The sequence below is a fragment of the Actinomadura sp. NPDC048021 genome, assembly GCF_040653135.1.
In the GTDB taxonomy this organism is placed as follows: Bacteria; Actinomycetota; Actinomycetes; order Streptosporangiales; family Streptosporangiaceae; genus Spirillospora; species Spirillospora verrucosospora.
On record NZ_JBEZJQ010000014.1, the window covers coordinates 65,561 to 81,029 of the forward strand.

Sequence of the window (15,469 nt, forward strand, 5' to 3'; positions counted from 1 at the left end):
AGGGTGATTCGCCCGAGCCCACCCCGCCGATCGGACAACGGATGACCGAAGGGCCGATGCCCGCCGAGCTGCCCGACGTGCTGCGGCAGCATCTCCAGGCCGCCGTGGACGAGATGGAGCGGGAGATCCGCGACCAGGTCCCCGAGTACGCGGGCGCCGACGGCGGCGAGTACGCCCGGAAGGTGGAGCGGACGGTCAGCGACACCGTCGCGTTCTTCGTGGACTCCGTCGACCATCCCACCGCGGACGCACGCAAGATCACCGAGCTGTACATGCGGCTCGGCGAGGAGGAGGCGCGGCAGGGCAGGAGCCTGGCCGCGCTGCAGAACGCGATGCGGGTGAGCAGCCAGGTCGCCTGCCGCCGGTTCATCAAGGACGCCTACCGGCTCGGCTGGTCGCGCGAGACGCTCGGCCGGCTCACGGACTCGCTGTTCATGCTGCTGGCGCGGGCCGCGGACGCCGCCGCGCAGGGCTACGCCCGCGCGCAGGGCCAGCTGGCGACCGAGCGGGAGCGCCGCCGCGACCGGCTCCGCGACCTGCTGGTCGCCGAGCCCCCGCCCGGGCACGAGACGATCGCCGAGCTGGCGGTCGCGGCCCGCTGGGAGCTGCCGAAGAGCATCGCGCTCGTGGCGCTGCCGGCGGGCGCGCCCGCCGGCGCCCGGATCCTGCCGCCCGCGGTGCTGGCCGACTGGGAGGCGCCCGTCCCGTTCCTCGTGGTGCCCGACCCGGAGGGCCCCGGCCAGGACCGGCTGTGGCCGGCGCTGCGCAGGCTCGGCACCTCGGCGCTCGGCCCGACCGTCCCGATCGGGCAGGGCGCGCTCTCGCTGCGCTGGGCCCGGCACGCCCTGACCCTGGCGGAACGGGGGCTGCTGCCGGACGAGGGCCCCGTCCGGTGCGTCGACCACATCGCGTCGCTGGCCACGCTCGCGGCGGACGAACTGGTCGGCGCGACCGCCGAAGCCGCCCTCGGGCCGCTGCTGGAGCTGCCTCCGCCGCGCCGGCAGCCGCTCGCCGAGACCCTGCTGACCTACCTGCAGTGCGGCGACAACGCGGTGACCGCCGCGGAGCGGCTGCACATCCACGAGCAGACCGTCCGGTACCGGCTGCGGCGCATCACCGAGCTGACCGGCGGCCGCTTCACCGAGCCGGACGGACGGCTCGACCTCATGCTGATGCTGAGCTGGCTGGTGCGGACGGGCCGCGCCGACCGGACGGGCCGGGCCGAGCCGACGGCGTAGCCGCGGCTCACAGGAACGCGGCGACGCGGGCGGCGAGCTCCTCCGGCGTGACGATCTCGATGCCGAGCCGCTCGGCCTTGGCCCTCTTCGACCCCGCCTTCTCCCCCGCGACCACCAGGGACGTGCGGGCCGACACTGACGAGGACGCCGTGCCTCCGGCGCGCTCGACCAGCTCGTTCACCTGGTCGCGCGACAGGCCGCCGAGCGGCCCGGACATCGCGCCGGTGACGACGACCGACATCCCGGCGAGGGGCAGGTCCGGAGCGCCCGCCCCGGCCTCCCGCCCGGCCGGGCCCGCGGCGCCCGGCTCGGTCATGGTGACCCCGGCGGCGGCGAGCTTGTCGATCAGCGGGGCCAGCTCGGCGATCTCGGCCACCAGGACCGCGGCGCGCTCCGGCCCGACGCCCTCGACCTCCTGGAGGGCCTCGGCGTCCGCGGCGCGGATCGCGTCCATCGTGCCGAAGTGGCGGGCGATGCGGCGCGACATCGACCGGCCGGTGCCGCGCACGCCGAGCGCGCAGAAGACCTTGCTCAGCGGCTTGGCCTTCGCGCCCTCGATCGCGGCGAGTAGGGCCGTGGTGCTGGTCTCGCCCATCCGCTCCAGGGCGATGACCTGGTCGTAGGTGAGGGTGAACAGGTCGGCGAAGTCGGTGATCAGCCCCTCGCGGATGAGCTGGTCGATGCGGCCCTCGCCGAGGCCCTCGATGTCGAACTGGTCGCGGGCCACCGCGTAGCGGACCGACACGACGGCGTGGCAGGCGCGGCCCCGCACGCACCGCCAGCGCTGCTGGGAGGCGTCGATCCCGTCGCCGCAGCGCGGGCAGGCCGCGGGGATCTCGACGGGCCGCTCCCGCCCGGTGCGCAGGTGGACGACGGGGGCCTCCACGCGCGGGATGACGTCGCCCGCCTTGTAGACGGTGACGTGATCGCCGATCATCAGTCCGCGCCGCTCGATGTCGGCGGCGTTGTGCAGGGTCGCGTAGGTGACGGTGGAGCCGTCCACCTCGACGGGCTCCAGGACGGCGCGGGGCGCGATGACCCCGGTGCGGCCGACGTTCCACTCCACGTCCAGCAGCCGGGTGATCTTCTCGACCGCGGGAAGCTTGTAGGCGATCGCCCAGCGCGGGGCGCGCGAGGACAGGCCGGCGTCGGCCTGGTCGGCCGCCGCGTCCGCCTTGACCACGATGCCGTCGATGCCGAAGTCGAGCTCGGCGCGCAGCGCGGCGATCTCCTCGATCCGCTCCAGCACCCGCTCGATCGACGTCGCGGTGATCCCCGGGGCGGACGTCGCGGCCGTGGTGTTCGCGCCGAGGCCGGCGACCAGCTCCATGACCCGGCTGTGCGGCAGGTCGCGCAGGCGCGCGGCCGTCTCGCCGTCGGTGCCGTCCGCCGGCAGCGCGCCGTAGGTGAAGAAGGTCATCTCGACCTCGTAGGGGTGGTCCCTGGTGCGCAGGGTTCCGGCGGCGGCGCTGCGCGGGTTGGCGAACGTCGTTCCCACGGCGGCGGTGCGGGCGGCGTTGGCGGCCTCGAACTGGGCCCGCGTCATCAGCACCTCGCCGCGCAGCTCGACGGTGAGCGGCCGCGAGAGGCGCCCCGGCAGGCCGAGGATCATGCCGGTGCAGTGGGAGACGTCGTCGCCCGCGGCGCCGTCGCCCCGCGTCACCAGCCGGACGAGCCGCCCGTCGCGGTACCGGGCGGAGATCGCCATGCCGTCCAGCTTCGGCTCGACGCTCCACGCCGCGACCTCGCGGCCGAGCCGGCGGGCCAGGCGCGCCGCCCACGTCCGCAGGCCCTCTTCGGAGAACACGTTGTCCAGGCTCAGCATCGGGACGGTGTGCGGGACGTCGCCGACCACCGCTCCCCCGGCGACCTTGCCCGTCGGGGACTCGGGCAGCACCTCGTCCGGATGCTCGGCCTCGTAGGCGGCGATGCCGCGCACCAGCCGGTCGAAGGCGTCGTCGTCGAGCGGCGAGTCGCCCTCGCCGTAGTAGGCGGCGGAGGCGGCGACGGCGGTCTGGACGGCGGCGGCGTAGGCCGCCCGGTCACCGATCTCGGTGCGGGCCGGGGTGTCGCTCATGACGCCATCATGCCCGGTCCCCCCGAGATCTCCAGGCGGTCAGCGGGGGCTCAGACGGTGCCCGAGAAACGCCAGTTCGCGGCGGAGCTGCCGACGCCAGAAGGCCGCGTCGTGGCATCCGCCCTCCAGCCCGCCCTCGGGGCGGACCCGGTCGCGGAAATCGCGCACCCGGTCGGCGAACGGGTCGCTGGTCCCGCAGTCGACGCGCAGCGGGACGCCCTTCAGCTCTTCGAGCGCGGCGAAGACGTCGTGGCGCTGGTAGTCCGCCGCGCCGTCGAACGAGCGGCGGTTCGTGGCGACCGCGTCCTCGTAGGAGGCGAACAGGGCCGGGGACGCGGCGACCACGGCGGCCGTGCGGGCGCGGCCGAGGCGGCGGGCCAGCACGAGGGCTCCGTAGCCGCCCATCGACCAGCCGATGGCGCCCACGCGGTCGGTGCGGGCGCCGCGGTCCCGCAGCCGCGGCAGCAGCTCGTCCACGATCATGCCGAGGGGGTCGTCGCCGGAGGCGCGCGGATGCCAGTAGGTGTCCCGGCCGCCGTCCACGCTCACGAGGGTGAACGGGGGGACGCCGCCGTTGGCGACCGCGTCGGGCAGGTAGTGGTCCAGGGCCAGGTTCCGCACGAGGGAGGAGCCGTCCTCGCCGGTGCCGTGCAGGGCGACGACCACCGGCAGGCCGCGCGGCGACCGGTTCGCGGCGGGCGGGACGACGGTCGCGGTGACGGTCGTGCGGCGGTGCGCGGAACGCCAGGTCATCGTCTCGACCCGGACGGACGCGGGGGGCGGCGCCGGCACGTCCCCGCACCTGCCGAGCGCGCGGTCCAGCCGGACCTTGCCGGGCAGGGCCCCGCTCTCCACCAGCGCGTAGCCGGCGCCGCCCGTGGCCGCGGCGGCGCCGAGGCCGCCGAGCCCGCCGAGGACGAGGGCGCGTCGGGTAAGCAAAGAGGGTCCTTTCAGGAGGCTCCGGGCACCGTATCGCCCTCGCGGGACGCGTGGGCCGACCGCGACAGCAGCGCGACTCCCCCGGTGAGCAGGAGCACGCTGAACGACAGGGCCGTGAGCGCCGCGGCCGTCCGGGGCGGCAGCGTCTGGAAGGCGAAGGCGGCCACGAGGTAGGACGCGATGGGGTTCGTCATCGTCATCGCGGTCATGGCGGCGGGCAGCGATCCGGCCGCGAACGCCCGCTGCTCGATGACCAGGCCGAGCAGCGTGCTGCCGGCCAGCGCGTAGCCGGGCCAGTCCACCGCGGTGGCCGCGACCCCGCGGTCGACCAGGTCGGCGGTGGTGAGTTTGATCAGCACGGCGGTCGCCGCGAAGCACAGGCCGGCGCAGACGCCGAGCAGCGCGGCCCGCACCGGCCCCCTGCGCAGCCATGCCGCCCGCGACAGGACGAGGATGACCGGCGCGGCGACGAGCCCGGCGAGCAGGATCCGCGGCCGGGACGGCTCGCCCTGGGGCGGGATCGCGCCCGGGACCGTGAACAGGACGGCGAGGCCCGCGGTGACGGCGATGCCTCCGAACAGGTCGAGCCGCGCGGGCCGGCGTCCCGTGCCGATCGTGCCGAGCACGATCGTGAAGACCAGCTGGGTGACCAGCAGCGGCTGGACGACGGCCGTCGAGCCGAAGTGCAGGGCGACGGCCTGCGCGCAGAACCCGCCGAGGTTGACCCCCCACCCGGTGAGCCACACGGGGTCGCGGACCAGCCGGCGGATCAGCCCGTGGGCGGCGGACGCGTCCGAGACGCCGTGCACGGCACGCCGCGCGGCCCGGTACTGCAGGGCCGCCGCCGCGGCGAACAGGAACGCCGCGAGCAGGCTGAAGCAGACCGACCAGGCCATCAGCCCGTCCCGCTCCGGCTCACAGTGCCCCTCCCGCCTCGCGCATCCCGCCACAGATCATCCTTCCCGCCGCCGGACGGGACGACCACGGGGGCCCGTCCGCTCTTGACCCGGACGCAAAACGGATCTAAAACAAGAGAAACAAACTCAAACAGAAGGGAAGCCACATGGAGCCGGGAGCGGTCGGCGCATGATCGTGACGGTGACGCTCAACCCGAGCCTCGACCGCACGATCGAGGTGGACGTGCTGACCCGCGGCGCGGTCATCAGGGCCAGGTCCGCGCGGCTGGACCCGGGCGGCAAGGGCGTCAACGTGTCCCGGGCGCTGCTGGCCAACGACGTCGCGTCCGCCGCCGTGGTCGCGGTGGGCGGCGCCGACGGCGACCAGCTGCGCCGCCTGCTGGAGACCGAGGGCCTGCGCGTGCACGCCGTCCGCGCCCGCGGGCGGACCCGGTCCAACGTCACGATCGTCGAGCCCGGCGGCGTCGTCACCAAGCTGAACGAGCCCGGCGGCCCGCTGTCGCCCGGGGAGCTGGACGAGGTCGGCGCCGCGGTGGCCGCCGCGGCCGGCTCCGCCCGCTGGGTGGTCGGCTGCGGCAGCCTGCCGCCCGGCGTCCCTGACGGCACCTACGCGCGGATGTGCCGCCGGTTCTCGGCGGGCGGCGTCCGCGTCGCGGTCGACACCAGCGGCCCGGCGCTGCGCGCCGCCGTCGCCGCCGCGCCCGACCTCGTCAAACCGAACCGGGAGGAGCTCGCGGAGGCCGCGGGCGGCCCGGTCGACACCGTGGCCGACGCGGTCGAGGCGGCCGGGCGGCTGCGGGCGTGGGGGGCCCGCGCCGTCCTGGTCAGCCTGGGCGCGCAGGGCGCGGTGCTCGTCGACGACGACGGCGTCCTCACCGGCGAGGCGCCCGTCGCCCACCCGCGCAGCACCGTCGGGGCCGGCGACGCCCTGCTCGCCGGGTTCCTCGCCGCGGGCGCCCGCGGGCCCCGCGCGCTCGCCGAGGGCCTCGCCTGGGGCGCGGCGGCCGTGCGGCTGCCCGCCAGCCGGATGCCCGGCTCCGCCGACGTGCGGCGCGACATCGTCCGCATCCACCCGCACCCCGACCTCGCCCGCCCCCTCCTCGCCTGACCCCGCGAAACACCCACCCCCACCCCCGAACGACAGGAGGCCGAGATGGCCACCGCCTACACCCCGGAGCCCGCCGGGCGCGGGATCCGCGCGAACGTCCAGCGGCTCGGCGGCCGGATGGCCGCGATGGTGATGCCGAACATCGGCGCGTTCATCGCCTGGGGCCTGATCACCGCCCTGTTCATCCCGACCGGCTGGCTGCCGAACAAGGAGCTCGGCGAGCTGGTCGACCCGATGATCAAGTTTCTGCTGCCGCTGCTGATCGGCTACACCGGCGGCCGGATGGTGCACGGCCAGCGCGGCGCCGTCGTCGGCGCGGTCGCCACCGTGGGCATCGTCGTCGGCGCCGAGGTGCCGATGTTCCTCGGCGCGATGATCACCGGCCCGCTCGCCGCGTACCTGCTGCGGCTGTTCGACGGCCTCGTGCGGGACCGCGTCCGGACCGGGTTCGAGATGCTGGTCGACAACTTCTCCGCCGGGATCGTCGGCGCCGCGATGGCCGTCGCGGGCAACCGGCTCATCGGCCCGGTCATGAACACCTTCACCGAATGGGCCGGGGACGGCGTGGGGTGGCTGGTCGACCACGACCTGCTGCCGCTCACGTCCCTGCTCATCGAACCGGCGAAGGTGCTGTTCCTCAACAACGCCGTCAACCACGGGGTGCTCGGTCCGCTCGGCGTCCAGCAGGCCGCCGAGCACGGCAGGTCCGTGCTGTTCATGCTGGAGTCCAATCCGGGGCCGGGCCTCGGCGTCCTGCTCGCCTACTGGTTCTTCGGGCCGCGGCGGCTGCGCCCGAGCGTCCCGGCGGCCGCCGTCATCCACTTCTTCGGCGGCATCCACGAGATCTACTTCCCCTACGTCCTGATGAAGCCGCGGATGATCCTCGCCGCGATGGCGGGCGGCGTGACCGGAGTGGCGATCTTCGTGGCCACGGGCGCCGGGCTCGTGGCGACCCCCTCGCCCGGCAGCATCTTCGCCTACCTGGCGCAGACGCCCCGCGGCGCCGGCAACTGGATCGGCGTCTACTCCGGCCTGATCGCCTCCGCGGCCGTCTCCTTCGGCGTCGGCGCCGCGCTGCTCGGCTTCGGCAGGCTGGCCGAGTCCGACCCCGAGGGCGGGGACGCGGCCGGGGAGGCGGACGGCGCCACCGAAGCGGGCGCCGCCGAGGAGACCACCACCGAGCCGAGCACCGCCGGGCAGGCGCCCCCGAAGGAGCCCGCCGACGGCGCCGCGCGGGAAACGACCGCCCACTGACGGAAGGCGCACCAACGATGAACGGCAAGGACATCCGCAAACTCGTCATCGCCTGCGACGCGGGCATGGGCAGCAGCGTCATGCTCGCCGGGCAGCTCCGCAAGGCACTGCGCAAGCAGGACGTCGCGGTCGAGCACACGCCCGTCGACGCGATCCCCGGCGACGCCGACGTGGTCGTCTGCCACAGCGGGCTCGCGGCCCGCGCCCGGCGCGGCGCCGGCGGCGCACCGGTGATCCCGTTCGAGGTCTACCTCGGCGACCCGGCCGTCGACCGGCTGGTCAAGGCGATCAAGGACGGCGGTGAGGTCGGTGCCTGACGGCGCCGCCGGCCTGCTGGCCCCGGACGCGATCCGGCTGGACGCGCGGGCCCGCGACCGCGACGACGCCGTCCGGGTCTGCGGGCGGGTGCTCGTGGACGCGGGCGCCGTCGAGCCCGGCTACATCGACGCGATGCTGGAGCGGGAACGCTCCATCTCCACCTACCTCGGCGAGGGCGTGGCGATCCCGCACGGCACGTCCGGGGGCCGCGGCCTCATCCGCCGCGACGCCCTCGCCGTCGTCCGCTTCCCCGACGGGACGGACTGGAACGGCGAGACCGTCACCGTCTGCGTCGCGATCGCGGCGCGCGGCGACGGCCACATGGAGATCCTCGCCGAGCTGGCCCAGGTCCTCATGGACCCGGGCCGGGCCCGCACGCTGCGCGAGGCCACCGCCGCCGAGCAGGTCCTCGCCCTGCTCGCCCCGCCGGCCGAGGACGAGCAACCGACACGACAGGGACACACCGCATGAAGGTCGCCCGCTTCTACGCCCCCGCCGACATCCGCCTGGAGGACGCCCCCGAACCCGAGCCCGGCCCGGGCGAGCTGAAGATCCGCGTCCGCGGCTGCTCGACCTGCGGCACCGACGTCAAGATCTCCCGGTTCGGGCACCACCACATCGCCCCGCCGCGGGTGATGGGCCACGAGATCGCCGGCGAGGTCGTGGAGGCCGGGGCCGGCGCCGGGGACTGGGCCCCGGGCGACCGCGTGCAGGTGATCGCGGCGATCCCGTGCGGGCGGTGCGCCGAGTGCCGCCGCGGCCGGATGACGGTCTGCGCCGCGCAGGAGTCGATGGGATACCACTACGACGGCGGGTTCGCCGAGTACACGATCGTCCCGGCGAAGGTGCTCGCGGTCGGCGGGGTGAACCGGATCCCCGACGGCGTCTCGTTCGCCGAGGCGTCGGTGGCCGAACCGCTCGCCTGCGTGCTGAACGGCCAGGAGCTCGCCCGGGTCGGCGAGGGCGACGACGTCGTGGTGTTCGGGTCGGGCCCGGTCGGCTGCCTGCACGTGCGGGTCGCGCGGGCCCGCGGCGCCGCCCGCGTGTTCCTCGTGGAGGTCAACGCCGAGCGGCTGCACCGGGCCGCCGCGCTCGTCAAGCCGGACGCCGCGCTCGACGCGGGCGCGGGCGACGTCGTCGAGGAGATCCTCGAACGCACCGGCGGGCGCGGCGCCGACGTGGCGATCACCGCCGCCGCGTCGGCCGCCGCGCAGGGCCTGGCGCAGCGGCTCGTCGCGCCCGGCGGCCGGGTCAGCCTGTTCGGCGGCCTGCCCAAGGACGACCCGGTCGTCCCCGTCGACGCCAACCGCGTCCACTACCGGGAGCTGTCCCTGGTCGGCGCGAACGGGTCGAGCCCCGCGCACAACGCCCGCGCGCTGGAGATGATCGGGTCCGGACGGGTCCCCGTCGAGGACCTCATCACCCACCGGCTCCCGCTGGACGCCCTGCACGACGCCCTCGACCTGGTCACCCGGGGCGCCGCGATCAAAGTCACCATCGAACCCTGAGGAGACGCCATGCCCGAACGGAGCGTCGTCGTCGCCGCGGCGCAGGGGCTGCACGCCCGCCCGGCGCAGTTGTTCGTCCAGGCGGCGGCGCGGCAGCCGGTGCCGGTGTCCATCCGGGTCGGGGACGGCGCGCCCGTCCCCGCGAGCAGCATCCTCGGCGTGCTGTCGCTCGGCGCGCGGCACGGTACGGAGGTGACGCTGTCCGCCGAGGGGGACGGGGCCGGGGGCGCGCTGGAGGAGCTCGCCGGCCTGCTCGCCCGCGACCTGGACGCCGAGCAGCCCGCCTGACCGGTCCCGCGGACCCGGCGCGGCGGACCGGCGGGATCGGCACGGCTCGGCACGGCGGACTCGGCACAATGGGGACGCACCGCGACGCAGACGGAACGGGTGGGACGACGGTCATGTACGCCGAGGAACGGCAGCAGGCGATCCTTGCGCTGGCGCGCTCGAAGGGCCGGGTGGACGTGGTCGCGCTCGCCGAGGAGTTCTCGGTCACGACCGAGACGATCCGCCGCGACCTGACGGTGCTGGAGCGGGCCGGGACGGTCCGGCGCGTGCACGGCGGCGCGATGCCCGTCGAGCGGCTCGGCTTCGAGCCGGAGCTGGCGGCGCGGGACGCGGTGATGACGGAGGAGAAGCAGCGCATCGCCAAGGCGGCGCTGGAGGAGCTGCCCGCCGACGGGTCGGTCATCGTGGACGCCGGGACGACCACCGCGCGGTTCGTCCAGCTGCTGCCGACCGACCGCGAGCTGACCGTGATCGTGAACTCGCCGCCGCACGCGGCGGTGCTGGCGACCCGCCCGAACCTCACCGTGATCATCCTCGGCGGGCGGGTGCGCGGCCGCACGCTCGCCACGGTGGACGACTGGGTGCTGCGCCCGCTCGCCGACCTGTGGGTGGACGTGGCGTTCATGGCCACCAACGGCTGCTCGGTCGAGCGCGGGCTGACCACCTCCGACCAGGCCGAGGCCGCGGTGAAGCGGGCGATGATCGCCTCGTCCCGGCGGCGGGTGCTGCTCGCCGACCGCACCAAGATCGGGCACGACCACCTCGTGCGGTTCGGCGGCCTCTCCGACATCGACGTGCTGATCACCGACACCGGGCTGGACACCGACCTCGCCGCCGACCTCGCGGCCGCGGGCCCGGAGGTCGTCCGGGCCTGACGCCGCCCCGCGCCGCGACGCGCGGGGCGGCGGGGCCGGTCAGCCCGCGGCGGGGATGCCGTTGGCGGGCGCCTGCGGCTGCGGGGTCGTGTAGGGCTGGATCGGCCCGTCGCCGTCGTCGGTGGTCAGCGGCTGCCCCTGGGGCACGACGTTCTGCCCCTTGACCGTGCCGATGACCGCCCCGGTGTACCCGGCGTGCGAGTCCGCGCCGTAGGCGAACGGGACGACGCCCGGCCCAGTGAAGCGCGACTTCTCCAGCGCCTCCACGACGCCCTTGCGGGTCGGGTTCTTCCCGGCCGCCTGGAGCGCCTGCACGAAGGTGTAGGCGACCGACATCCCGTAGACGATGTTGCCGTTGAACGGCAGCTTCGGGATGTACCGGTCGTGGATCTTCTTGAACAGCGCCGTCCAGCTGTTGGAGGCGTCGCCCGGCGCGGCGAGGTAGCCGTCGGTCACCATGCCCTGGATGAGCGGGCTGCCCTCGACCTCGCTGCCGCCCTTCTTGGCGAAGCTCTCCAGCAGCCCCGTGAGGGTGATCGGGTCGGATCCGACGTTGCTGACGACGAACGTCGGCTTGTAGTTCAGCTTCAGCGCGGCGAGCCGGAACAGCGCCGTGTAGGTGGGGATGCTGAACAGCACGACGACGTCGGCCTTGGACTGCGCGATCGCCTGCGCCTGCGCGCCGATGTCGGTGCTGCCCGGCTGGTAGGACTGCCGGGACACGACCTGGTCCTTGGGGATGTACTTGTCGAGGCCCTTCACCCCGTCCTGCCCGAAGTCGTCGTTCTGGAAGAAGTAGGCGACCTTCTTGCCCGCGTAGGCCTTCTTGACGTGGTCGCCGAGGATCTTGCCTTCGCGGATGTAGTCGACCTGCCAGCCGAACGTCTGCGGGTGCTTGTCCGGCTGGTCCCAGCAGCCGCATCCGGACGCGACGAACAGGTCGGGGACGCGCTGGGCGTTCAGGTAGTCGACCACCTTGGAGTGCGTGGGCGTGCCGAGCCCGTTGAAGATCGCGAAGACCCTGTCCTGCAGGACGAGCTTCTGCGTCACGCTCACGGTCTGCGTCGGGTTGTAGGCGTCGTCCGCGTACTTGTAGACGATCTTGCGTCCGTGCACGCCGCCGTTCGCGTTCACGTAGTCGAAGAACGCCTTGGACGCCGCGGAGTTGGCGCTGTAGCCGGGCGCGGCCGGCCCGGTCAGCGGCTGGTGGCTGCCGATCGTGACGGTGGTGGCGGTCACTCCGGGCGCCGCCGACCCGCCGCCCCCTCCGTCACCGCCGCAGCCGCTCGCCGCGACCGCCAGCGTCGCCGCGGTCGTCAGGGCGAGCGCCCGCATCGTCCGGGGTCGCTTCATCTGCTCCTCCTGGGTGCGTTGTGGTGGGCCCCGATGTGTCGCTCGGCGCCGGACCGCGCGGCCCGGGAGCCCGGCCGCGCGTCCCGCGCACCCGGCGCCGGACGGCGCCGCCGATGCCGCGCAGCCCTCCCTGGACGCCGCGCGGGAAGGCCAGCGTCACCGCGATGAGGACGAGGCCGTACACGGCGAGGGGCAGGTTCGACGCGATGTTGTGCGAGAGGCCGGACGAGGACGACAGGTCCGCCGCCCAGGTCGGCACGTAGACCAGGATCAGCGCGCCCCACACCGCGCCCGGCAGGCTGCCGAGCCCGCCGATGACGATCGCGGCGATGAGCTGGAGGGACAGCGTGAGCGGGAACGCGCCCGGCGCGGCCAGCGTGGCGACCACGGCGAGCAGCCCGCCGGCGAGCCCGGCGCAGGCCGCCGAGACGACGGTGGCGGCGATCCGCAGCCGGGCGACCCGGACGCCGCTCAGCGCGGCGGCGATCTCGTCGTCGCGGCTGGCGCGCAGCGTCCGCCCGAACCGGCCGCGGGTCAGGTTGGCGAGCAGGAACAGGGTGACGACGGCGCCGAGGCAGCAGATCCACGCCTGCCAGCGCTCCAGCGGGAACGTCTCGCCGAGCGCGGCGGGCGGGACCGGCGGGACGATCGTCAGCCCGTTCTGGCCGCCGAGCGCTCCGGTGAGGGGCTCGTAGTTGGCGAGGCCGGGCAGCCCGACGGCGAAGGCGAGGGTGGCGCCGGCCAGGTAGGGGCCGTGCAGCCGGGCGGCGACGGCGCCGACCGCCGCCCCCGCGAGGGCGGTGGCCCCGGCCGCCGCCGGCAGGACCGCCGCGAGCGGCCAGCCCCAGTGCCCGATGACCAGCGCGGCCGTGTAGGCGCCGACCGCCATGAACGCGCCGTGCCCGAGGGAGATCTGCCCGCCGAGCCCGGTCAGCACCGTCAGGCCGGCGGCCGCGCAGGTGAGGTAGGCGGCCTGCGCGATCTGCAGGTCCCGGTAGGGGGCGGCGGCCGTGGTCAGGACGTACAGGGCGGCGAGCGCGAGGGCGGCGCCGGCCGCGTGCCGGGTCAGGGTGGAGCGGCTCAGGGCGCTTCGCACGGAGGCGGCCACGGGTCACACCCTCCGTCCGGGGCTCGTCGCGAACAGGCCGTTCGGTCTGATCATCAGGACGGTGATGAGGGCGGCGAGCGCCCCGAGGGCGACCAGCTCCGAGCCGAGGTAGCCGGACACGTAGCTGAGGGCGCAGCCGAGCAGCAGCCCGCCGGTGACGGCGCCCGCCGGGCTGTCCAGCCCGCCGATCACGGCGGCGGTGAACCCGAAGACCAGCATCGCGTCGAACTGGGCGGGCCCGACGAACACCGACGGGGCGATCAGCACCCCGGCGAGGGACCCGACGAGCGCGGCGAGCGCCCAGCCGAGGGTCAGCATCCGGCCGACGCGGACGCCCTGGAGCCGGGCGATCTCGGGCGCGAACGCCGAGGCGCGCAGCCGCAGCCCGAGGTCGGTGCGGACGAACAGCAGTGTCAGCAGCACCATGACCGCGGCGACGGCGCCGATGACGAACAGGTCGAACGGCGACAGCAGCAGCCGCGTCCCGCCGGCGGACAGGCCCTTGATGGTGAAGGCGGGCGGATAGGAGTGCGGGGTGTCCCCCCAGATCATGCCCGCGGCCGCCTGCAGCAGAACCAGCAGCCCGAGGGTGACGATCACCGCGTTCAGCGGCGGCTTGTCCTCGACGGGCCGCACCACGACCCGCTCGACGACCGCGCCCAGCACCAGCCCGGACGCCAGGGCGGCGCCGAGCGCGAGCCAGTAGGAGCCGCCCGCGTCGATGACGCTCCAGGCGAGGAACGTCGTGAACATCAGCATGCCGCCCTGCGCGAAGTTCACGACGCGGGTGGAGCGCCAGATCAGCACCAGGGCGAGGGCGACCGCCGCGAACACCGCCCCGGAGGTGATCCCGGCGAGGGTGAGATTGAGGAAGCGCACCATCAGAACCCCAGGTAGGCGTGGCGGAGGCGGTCGTCGGCGGCGATGGCGGAGGCCGTCTCGTCCGCTACGACGGAGCCGAGGTCCAGGACGACGGCGCGGTCGGCGACCGACAGCGCGCTGCGCGCGTTCTGCTCGACGAGCAGCACGGTCCGGCCGTCCTCGTCGCACAGCCGCCGCAGCACGGCCATCAGCTGGGCGACCACCCGAGGCGCGAGGCCGAGGGACGGCTCGTCCACCAGCAGCAGCCGCGGCGCGCCGGTCAGCGCCCGGGCCAGCGCGAGCATCTGCCGCTCGCCGCCGGACAGGGTGGCGGCGGCGCGGAACCGGCGCTCGGCGAGCGCCGGGAACAGCGCGTACATGTCGGCGACGCGGCGCGCGAGGGCCGCGCGGTCGCGCCGCCACAGCCCGCCGAGCCGCAGGTTGTCCTGCACGGTCAGCTCGGTGATGACGCCGCCGCTCTGCGGGACGTGCGCGACGCCGAGCCGGACGATCTCCTCGACCGCCGTCCGGGTGATGTCCGCGCCGTCGAGCTCGACGCGTCCCGAGCGGGGGCGCAGGAGGCCGGAGACGGCGCGCAGCAGCGTGGTCTTCCCCGCGCCGTTCGCACCGAGCACGGCGGTCAGCGAGCCCTCGTCCACCCTGAGGCCGACGCCGTCGAGCGCCCGCACCGCGCCGTAGGAGACCGTGAGGTCCTTCACCTCAAGCACCGCCGACCTCCTCGCCGAGGTAGGCGTCGAGGACGGCCGGGTCGTCGCGCACGCGCTCCGGCGGGCCGCTCGCGATGACCCTGCCGAAGTCCAGCACGACGACCTGGTCGCAGACGCCCATGACGAGGTCCATGTGGTGCTCGACGAGGACGACGGCGGGCCCGCCGCGCAGCCCGCGGATCAGCCCGGCCAGCTCGTCCATCTCGGTCGCGGACAGTCCGGCGGCGGGCTCGTCCAGCAGCAGCAGGTCGGGCTCGGCAACGAGCGCGCGGGCCAGCGCGACCCGCTTCTGCACGCCGTAGGGCAGTTCCCCCGGCAGCCGTGCGGCCTCGCCGGCGACGCCCAGCTCCGCGAGCCGGGCCGTGGCCCGCTCGCGCAGCGCCGCCTCGTCGCGGTCGGCGCGCGGAAGCGCGAGGAGGCCGGACCAGAACCCGGCCCTGGCGTGCGGGTCGGCGCCGACCATCACGTTCTCCAGCACGGTCAGCCCCGGGAACAGCCCGAGGCCCTGGAGGGTGCGGGCGATGCCGAGCCGCGTCAGGTCGTGCGGCCGATGCCGGCCGAGGACCCGGCCCCGCCAGCGCACCTCGCCCGCTTCCGGCCGGACGAACCCGCACACGACGTTGAAGAGGGTCGTCTTGCCCGCGCCGTTCGGGCCGATCACCCCGGTGACCCGGCCCTGGGGCGCCGTGAGCGACACCCCGTCCAATGCGACCAGTCCGGCGAAGCGGACGGTCACCGTTCGAAGTTCCAGAGTCGCGGAGGAGCCGGACATGTCGCCTCACCTCGCCGATAATTCAGCGCGAATCCCCCGAGGCCCAAATGCACATACCGACTGGTCGGATTCACCGAAGATAGAATCAGCGGGCGCTCCGGTCAACAGCCGATTCGGGCGGTCCC

The 15,469-nt window shown here is 75.0% G+C and carries 16 protein-coding genes; 8 read left to right on the plus strand and 8 right to left on the minus strand.

Annotation, left to right across the window (positions count from 1 at the left end; all coding sequences use genetic code 11):
• The first annotated feature begins 41 nt into the window (after nucleotides 1-41).
• Nucleotides 42-1,238: a helix-turn-helix domain-containing protein gene (locus AB0C87_RS23580; RefSeq protein ID WP_345176100.1), complete on the plus strand. Its 1,197-nt coding sequence runs from the start codon at nucleotides 42-44 to the stop codon at nucleotides 1,236-1,238.
• 7 nt (nucleotides 1,239-1,245) lie between these two features.
• Here AB0C87_RS23580 and ligA read toward each other — a convergent pair whose 3' ends face one another.
• Genes ligA through AB0C87_RS23595 form a run of 3 tightly spaced genes read right to left on the minus strand, consistent with a single transcriptional unit; the run spans nucleotide 1,246 to nucleotide 5,204 of the window.
• The gene (ligA, locus tag AB0C87_RS23585) at nucleotides 1,246-3,315 is read right to left on the minus strand and encodes an NAD-dependent DNA ligase LigA (RefSeq protein WP_360579493.1); all 2,070 of its coding nucleotides are present in this window, start codon (nucleotides 3,313-3,315) and stop codon (nucleotides 1,246-1,248) included.
• 39 nt (nucleotides 3,316-3,354) lie between these two features.
• Nucleotides 3,355-4,254: an alpha/beta hydrolase-fold protein gene (locus tag AB0C87_RS23590; RefSeq protein ID WP_360579495.1), complete on the minus strand. Its 900-nt coding sequence runs from the start codon at nucleotides 4,252-4,254 to the stop codon at nucleotides 3,355-3,357.
• 11 nt (nucleotides 4,255-4,265) lie between these two features.
• Nucleotides 4,266-5,204 (minus strand): DMT family transporter, encoded by a 939-nt coding sequence (locus tag AB0C87_RS23595; protein WP_345176109.1) that lies wholly within the window; start codon nucleotides 5,202-5,204, stop codon nucleotides 4,266-4,268.
• Nucleotides 5,205-5,340: 136 nt separating this feature from the next.
• On the opposite strand from AB0C87_RS23595, the gene pfkB reads away from it, so the two are divergent.
• The 7 genes from pfkB (at nucleotide 5,341) to AB0C87_RS23630 (ending at nucleotide 10,522) form a co-directional block, all read left to right on the plus strand.
• A complete protein-coding gene (gene pfkB / locus AB0C87_RS23600; protein ID WP_345176111.1) occupies nucleotides 5,341-6,279 on the plus strand; it encodes a 1-phosphofructokinase in 939 nt (312 codons plus the stop codon).
• Nucleotides 6,280-6,324: 45 nt separating this feature from the next.
• The gene (locus AB0C87_RS23605) at nucleotides 6,325-7,533 is read left to right on the plus strand and encodes a PTS mannitol transporter subunit IICB (protein WP_345176114.1); all 1,209 of its coding nucleotides are present in this window, start codon (nucleotides 6,325-6,327) and stop codon (nucleotides 7,531-7,533) included.
• A 17-nt stretch (nucleotides 7,534-7,550) separates the two neighbouring features.
• Nucleotides 7,551-7,850: a PTS lactose transporter subunit IIB gene (locus tag AB0C87_RS23610; protein WP_360579497.1), complete on the plus strand. Its 300-nt coding sequence runs from the start codon at nucleotides 7,551-7,553 to the stop codon at nucleotides 7,848-7,850.
• Complete coding sequence (locus AB0C87_RS23615) at nucleotides 7,834-8,322, plus strand: PTS sugar transporter subunit IIA (RefSeq protein WP_360579499.1); 489 nt, start codon at nucleotides 7,834-7,836, stop codon at nucleotides 8,320-8,322. Before AB0C87_RS23610 ends, AB0C87_RS23615 begins: the two co-directional genes overlap by 17 nt.
• On the plus strand, nucleotides 8,319-9,359 hold the full coding sequence (locus tag AB0C87_RS23620) for a zinc-dependent dehydrogenase (RefSeq protein ID WP_360579501.1): 1,041 nt from the start codon (nucleotides 8,319-8,321) through the stop codon (nucleotides 9,357-9,359). The genes AB0C87_RS23615 and AB0C87_RS23620 overlap by 4 nt, the downstream gene beginning before the upstream one ends.
• A 9-nt stretch (nucleotides 9,360-9,368) precedes the next feature.
• Complete coding sequence (locus AB0C87_RS23625; protein ID WP_345176127.1) at nucleotides 9,369-9,647, plus strand: HPr family phosphocarrier protein; 279 nt, start codon at nucleotides 9,369-9,371, stop codon at nucleotides 9,645-9,647.
• Nucleotides 9,648-9,760: 113 nt separating this feature from the next.
• Nucleotides 9,761-10,522: a DeoR/GlpR family DNA-binding transcription regulator gene (locus AB0C87_RS23630; RefSeq protein ID WP_345176129.1), complete on the plus strand. Its 762-nt coding sequence runs from the start codon at nucleotides 9,761-9,763 to the stop codon at nucleotides 10,520-10,522.
• Between the two features lie 39 nt (nucleotides 10,523-10,561).
• Here the strand turns inward: AB0C87_RS23630 and AB0C87_RS23635 are convergent, their stop codons facing one another.
• From AB0C87_RS23635 to AB0C87_RS23655, 5 genes are read right to left on the minus strand one after another with little or no spacing between them, the layout of a single operon-like run.
• Entirely contained in the window at nucleotides 10,562-11,875 is a 1,314-nt protein-coding gene (locus AB0C87_RS23635; RefSeq protein ID WP_345176131.1) for an ABC transporter substrate-binding protein, read from the minus strand.
• The gene (locus tag AB0C87_RS23640) at nucleotides 11,793-12,983 is read right to left on the minus strand and encodes a branched-chain amino acid ABC transporter permease (protein ID WP_345176134.1); all 1,191 of its coding nucleotides are present in this window, start codon (nucleotides 12,981-12,983) and stop codon (nucleotides 11,793-11,795) included. Before AB0C87_RS23640 ends, AB0C87_RS23635 begins: the two co-directional genes overlap by 83 nt.
• Nucleotides 12,984-12,986: 3 nt before the next feature.
• A complete protein-coding gene (locus AB0C87_RS23645) occupies nucleotides 12,987-13,865 on the minus strand; it encodes a branched-chain amino acid ABC transporter permease (protein ID WP_353835667.1) in 879 nt (292 codons plus the stop codon).
• Nucleotides 13,865-14,572 carry an ABC transporter ATP-binding protein gene (locus AB0C87_RS23650; protein ID WP_360579504.1) on the minus strand — a complete coding sequence of 236 codons (708 nt, stop codon included), beginning with the start codon at nucleotides 14,570-14,572 and terminating at the stop codon, nucleotides 13,865-13,867. Before AB0C87_RS23650 ends, AB0C87_RS23645 begins: the two co-directional genes overlap by 1 nt.
• Nucleotides 14,565-15,344 carry an ABC transporter ATP-binding protein gene (locus AB0C87_RS23655; RefSeq protein ID WP_345176143.1) on the minus strand — a complete coding sequence of 260 codons (780 nt, stop codon included), beginning with the start codon at nucleotides 15,342-15,344 and terminating at the stop codon, nucleotides 14,565-14,567. Before AB0C87_RS23655 ends, AB0C87_RS23650 begins: the two co-directional genes overlap by 8 nt.
• Nucleotides 15,345-15,469: the final 125 nt, after the last annotated feature.

What these genes read in the sequence shown, in the direction of transcription:
- AB0C87_RS23580 (WP_345176100.1), top strand. Translation starts at nt 42, where the DNA reads ATGACCGAAGGGCCGATGCCCGCCGAGCTGCCCGACGTGCTGCGGCAG.
- ligA (WP_360579493.1), bottom strand. Translation starts at nt 3,315, where the DNA reads ATGAGCGACACCCCGGCCCGCACCGAGATCGGTGACCGGGCGGCCTAC.
- pfkB (WP_345176111.1), top strand. Translation starts at nt 5,341, where the DNA reads ATGATCGTGACGGTGACGCTCAACCCGAGCCTCGACCGCACGATCGAG.
- AB0C87_RS23605 (WP_345176114.1), top strand. Translation starts at nt 6,325, where the DNA reads ATGGCCACCGCCTACACCCCGGAGCCCGCCGGGCGCGGGATCCGCGCG.
- AB0C87_RS23610 (WP_360579497.1), top strand. Translation starts at nt 7,551, where the DNA reads ATGAACGGCAAGGACATCCGCAAACTCGTCATCGCCTGCGACGCGGGC.
- AB0C87_RS23620 (WP_360579501.1), top strand. Translation starts at nt 8,319, where the DNA reads ATGAAGGTCGCCCGCTTCTACGCCCCCGCCGACATCCGCCTGGAGGAC.
- AB0C87_RS23625 (WP_345176127.1), top strand. Translation starts at nt 9,369, where the DNA reads ATGCCCGAACGGAGCGTCGTCGTCGCCGCGGCGCAGGGGCTGCACGCC.
- AB0C87_RS23630 (WP_345176129.1), top strand. Translation starts at nt 9,761, where the DNA reads ATGTACGCCGAGGAACGGCAGCAGGCGATCCTTGCGCTGGCGCGCTCG.
- AB0C87_RS23635 (WP_345176131.1), bottom strand. Translation starts at nt 11,875, where the DNA reads ATGAAGCGACCCCGGACGATGCGGGCGCTCGCCCTGACGACCGCGGCG.
- AB0C87_RS23645 (WP_353835667.1), bottom strand. Translation starts at nt 13,865, where the DNA reads ATGGTGCGCTTCCTCAATCTCACCCTCGCCGGGATCACCTCCGGGGCG.
- AB0C87_RS23655 (WP_345176143.1), bottom strand. Translation starts at nt 15,344, where the DNA reads ATGTCCGGCTCCTCCGCGACTCTGGAACTTCGAACGGTGACCGTCCGC.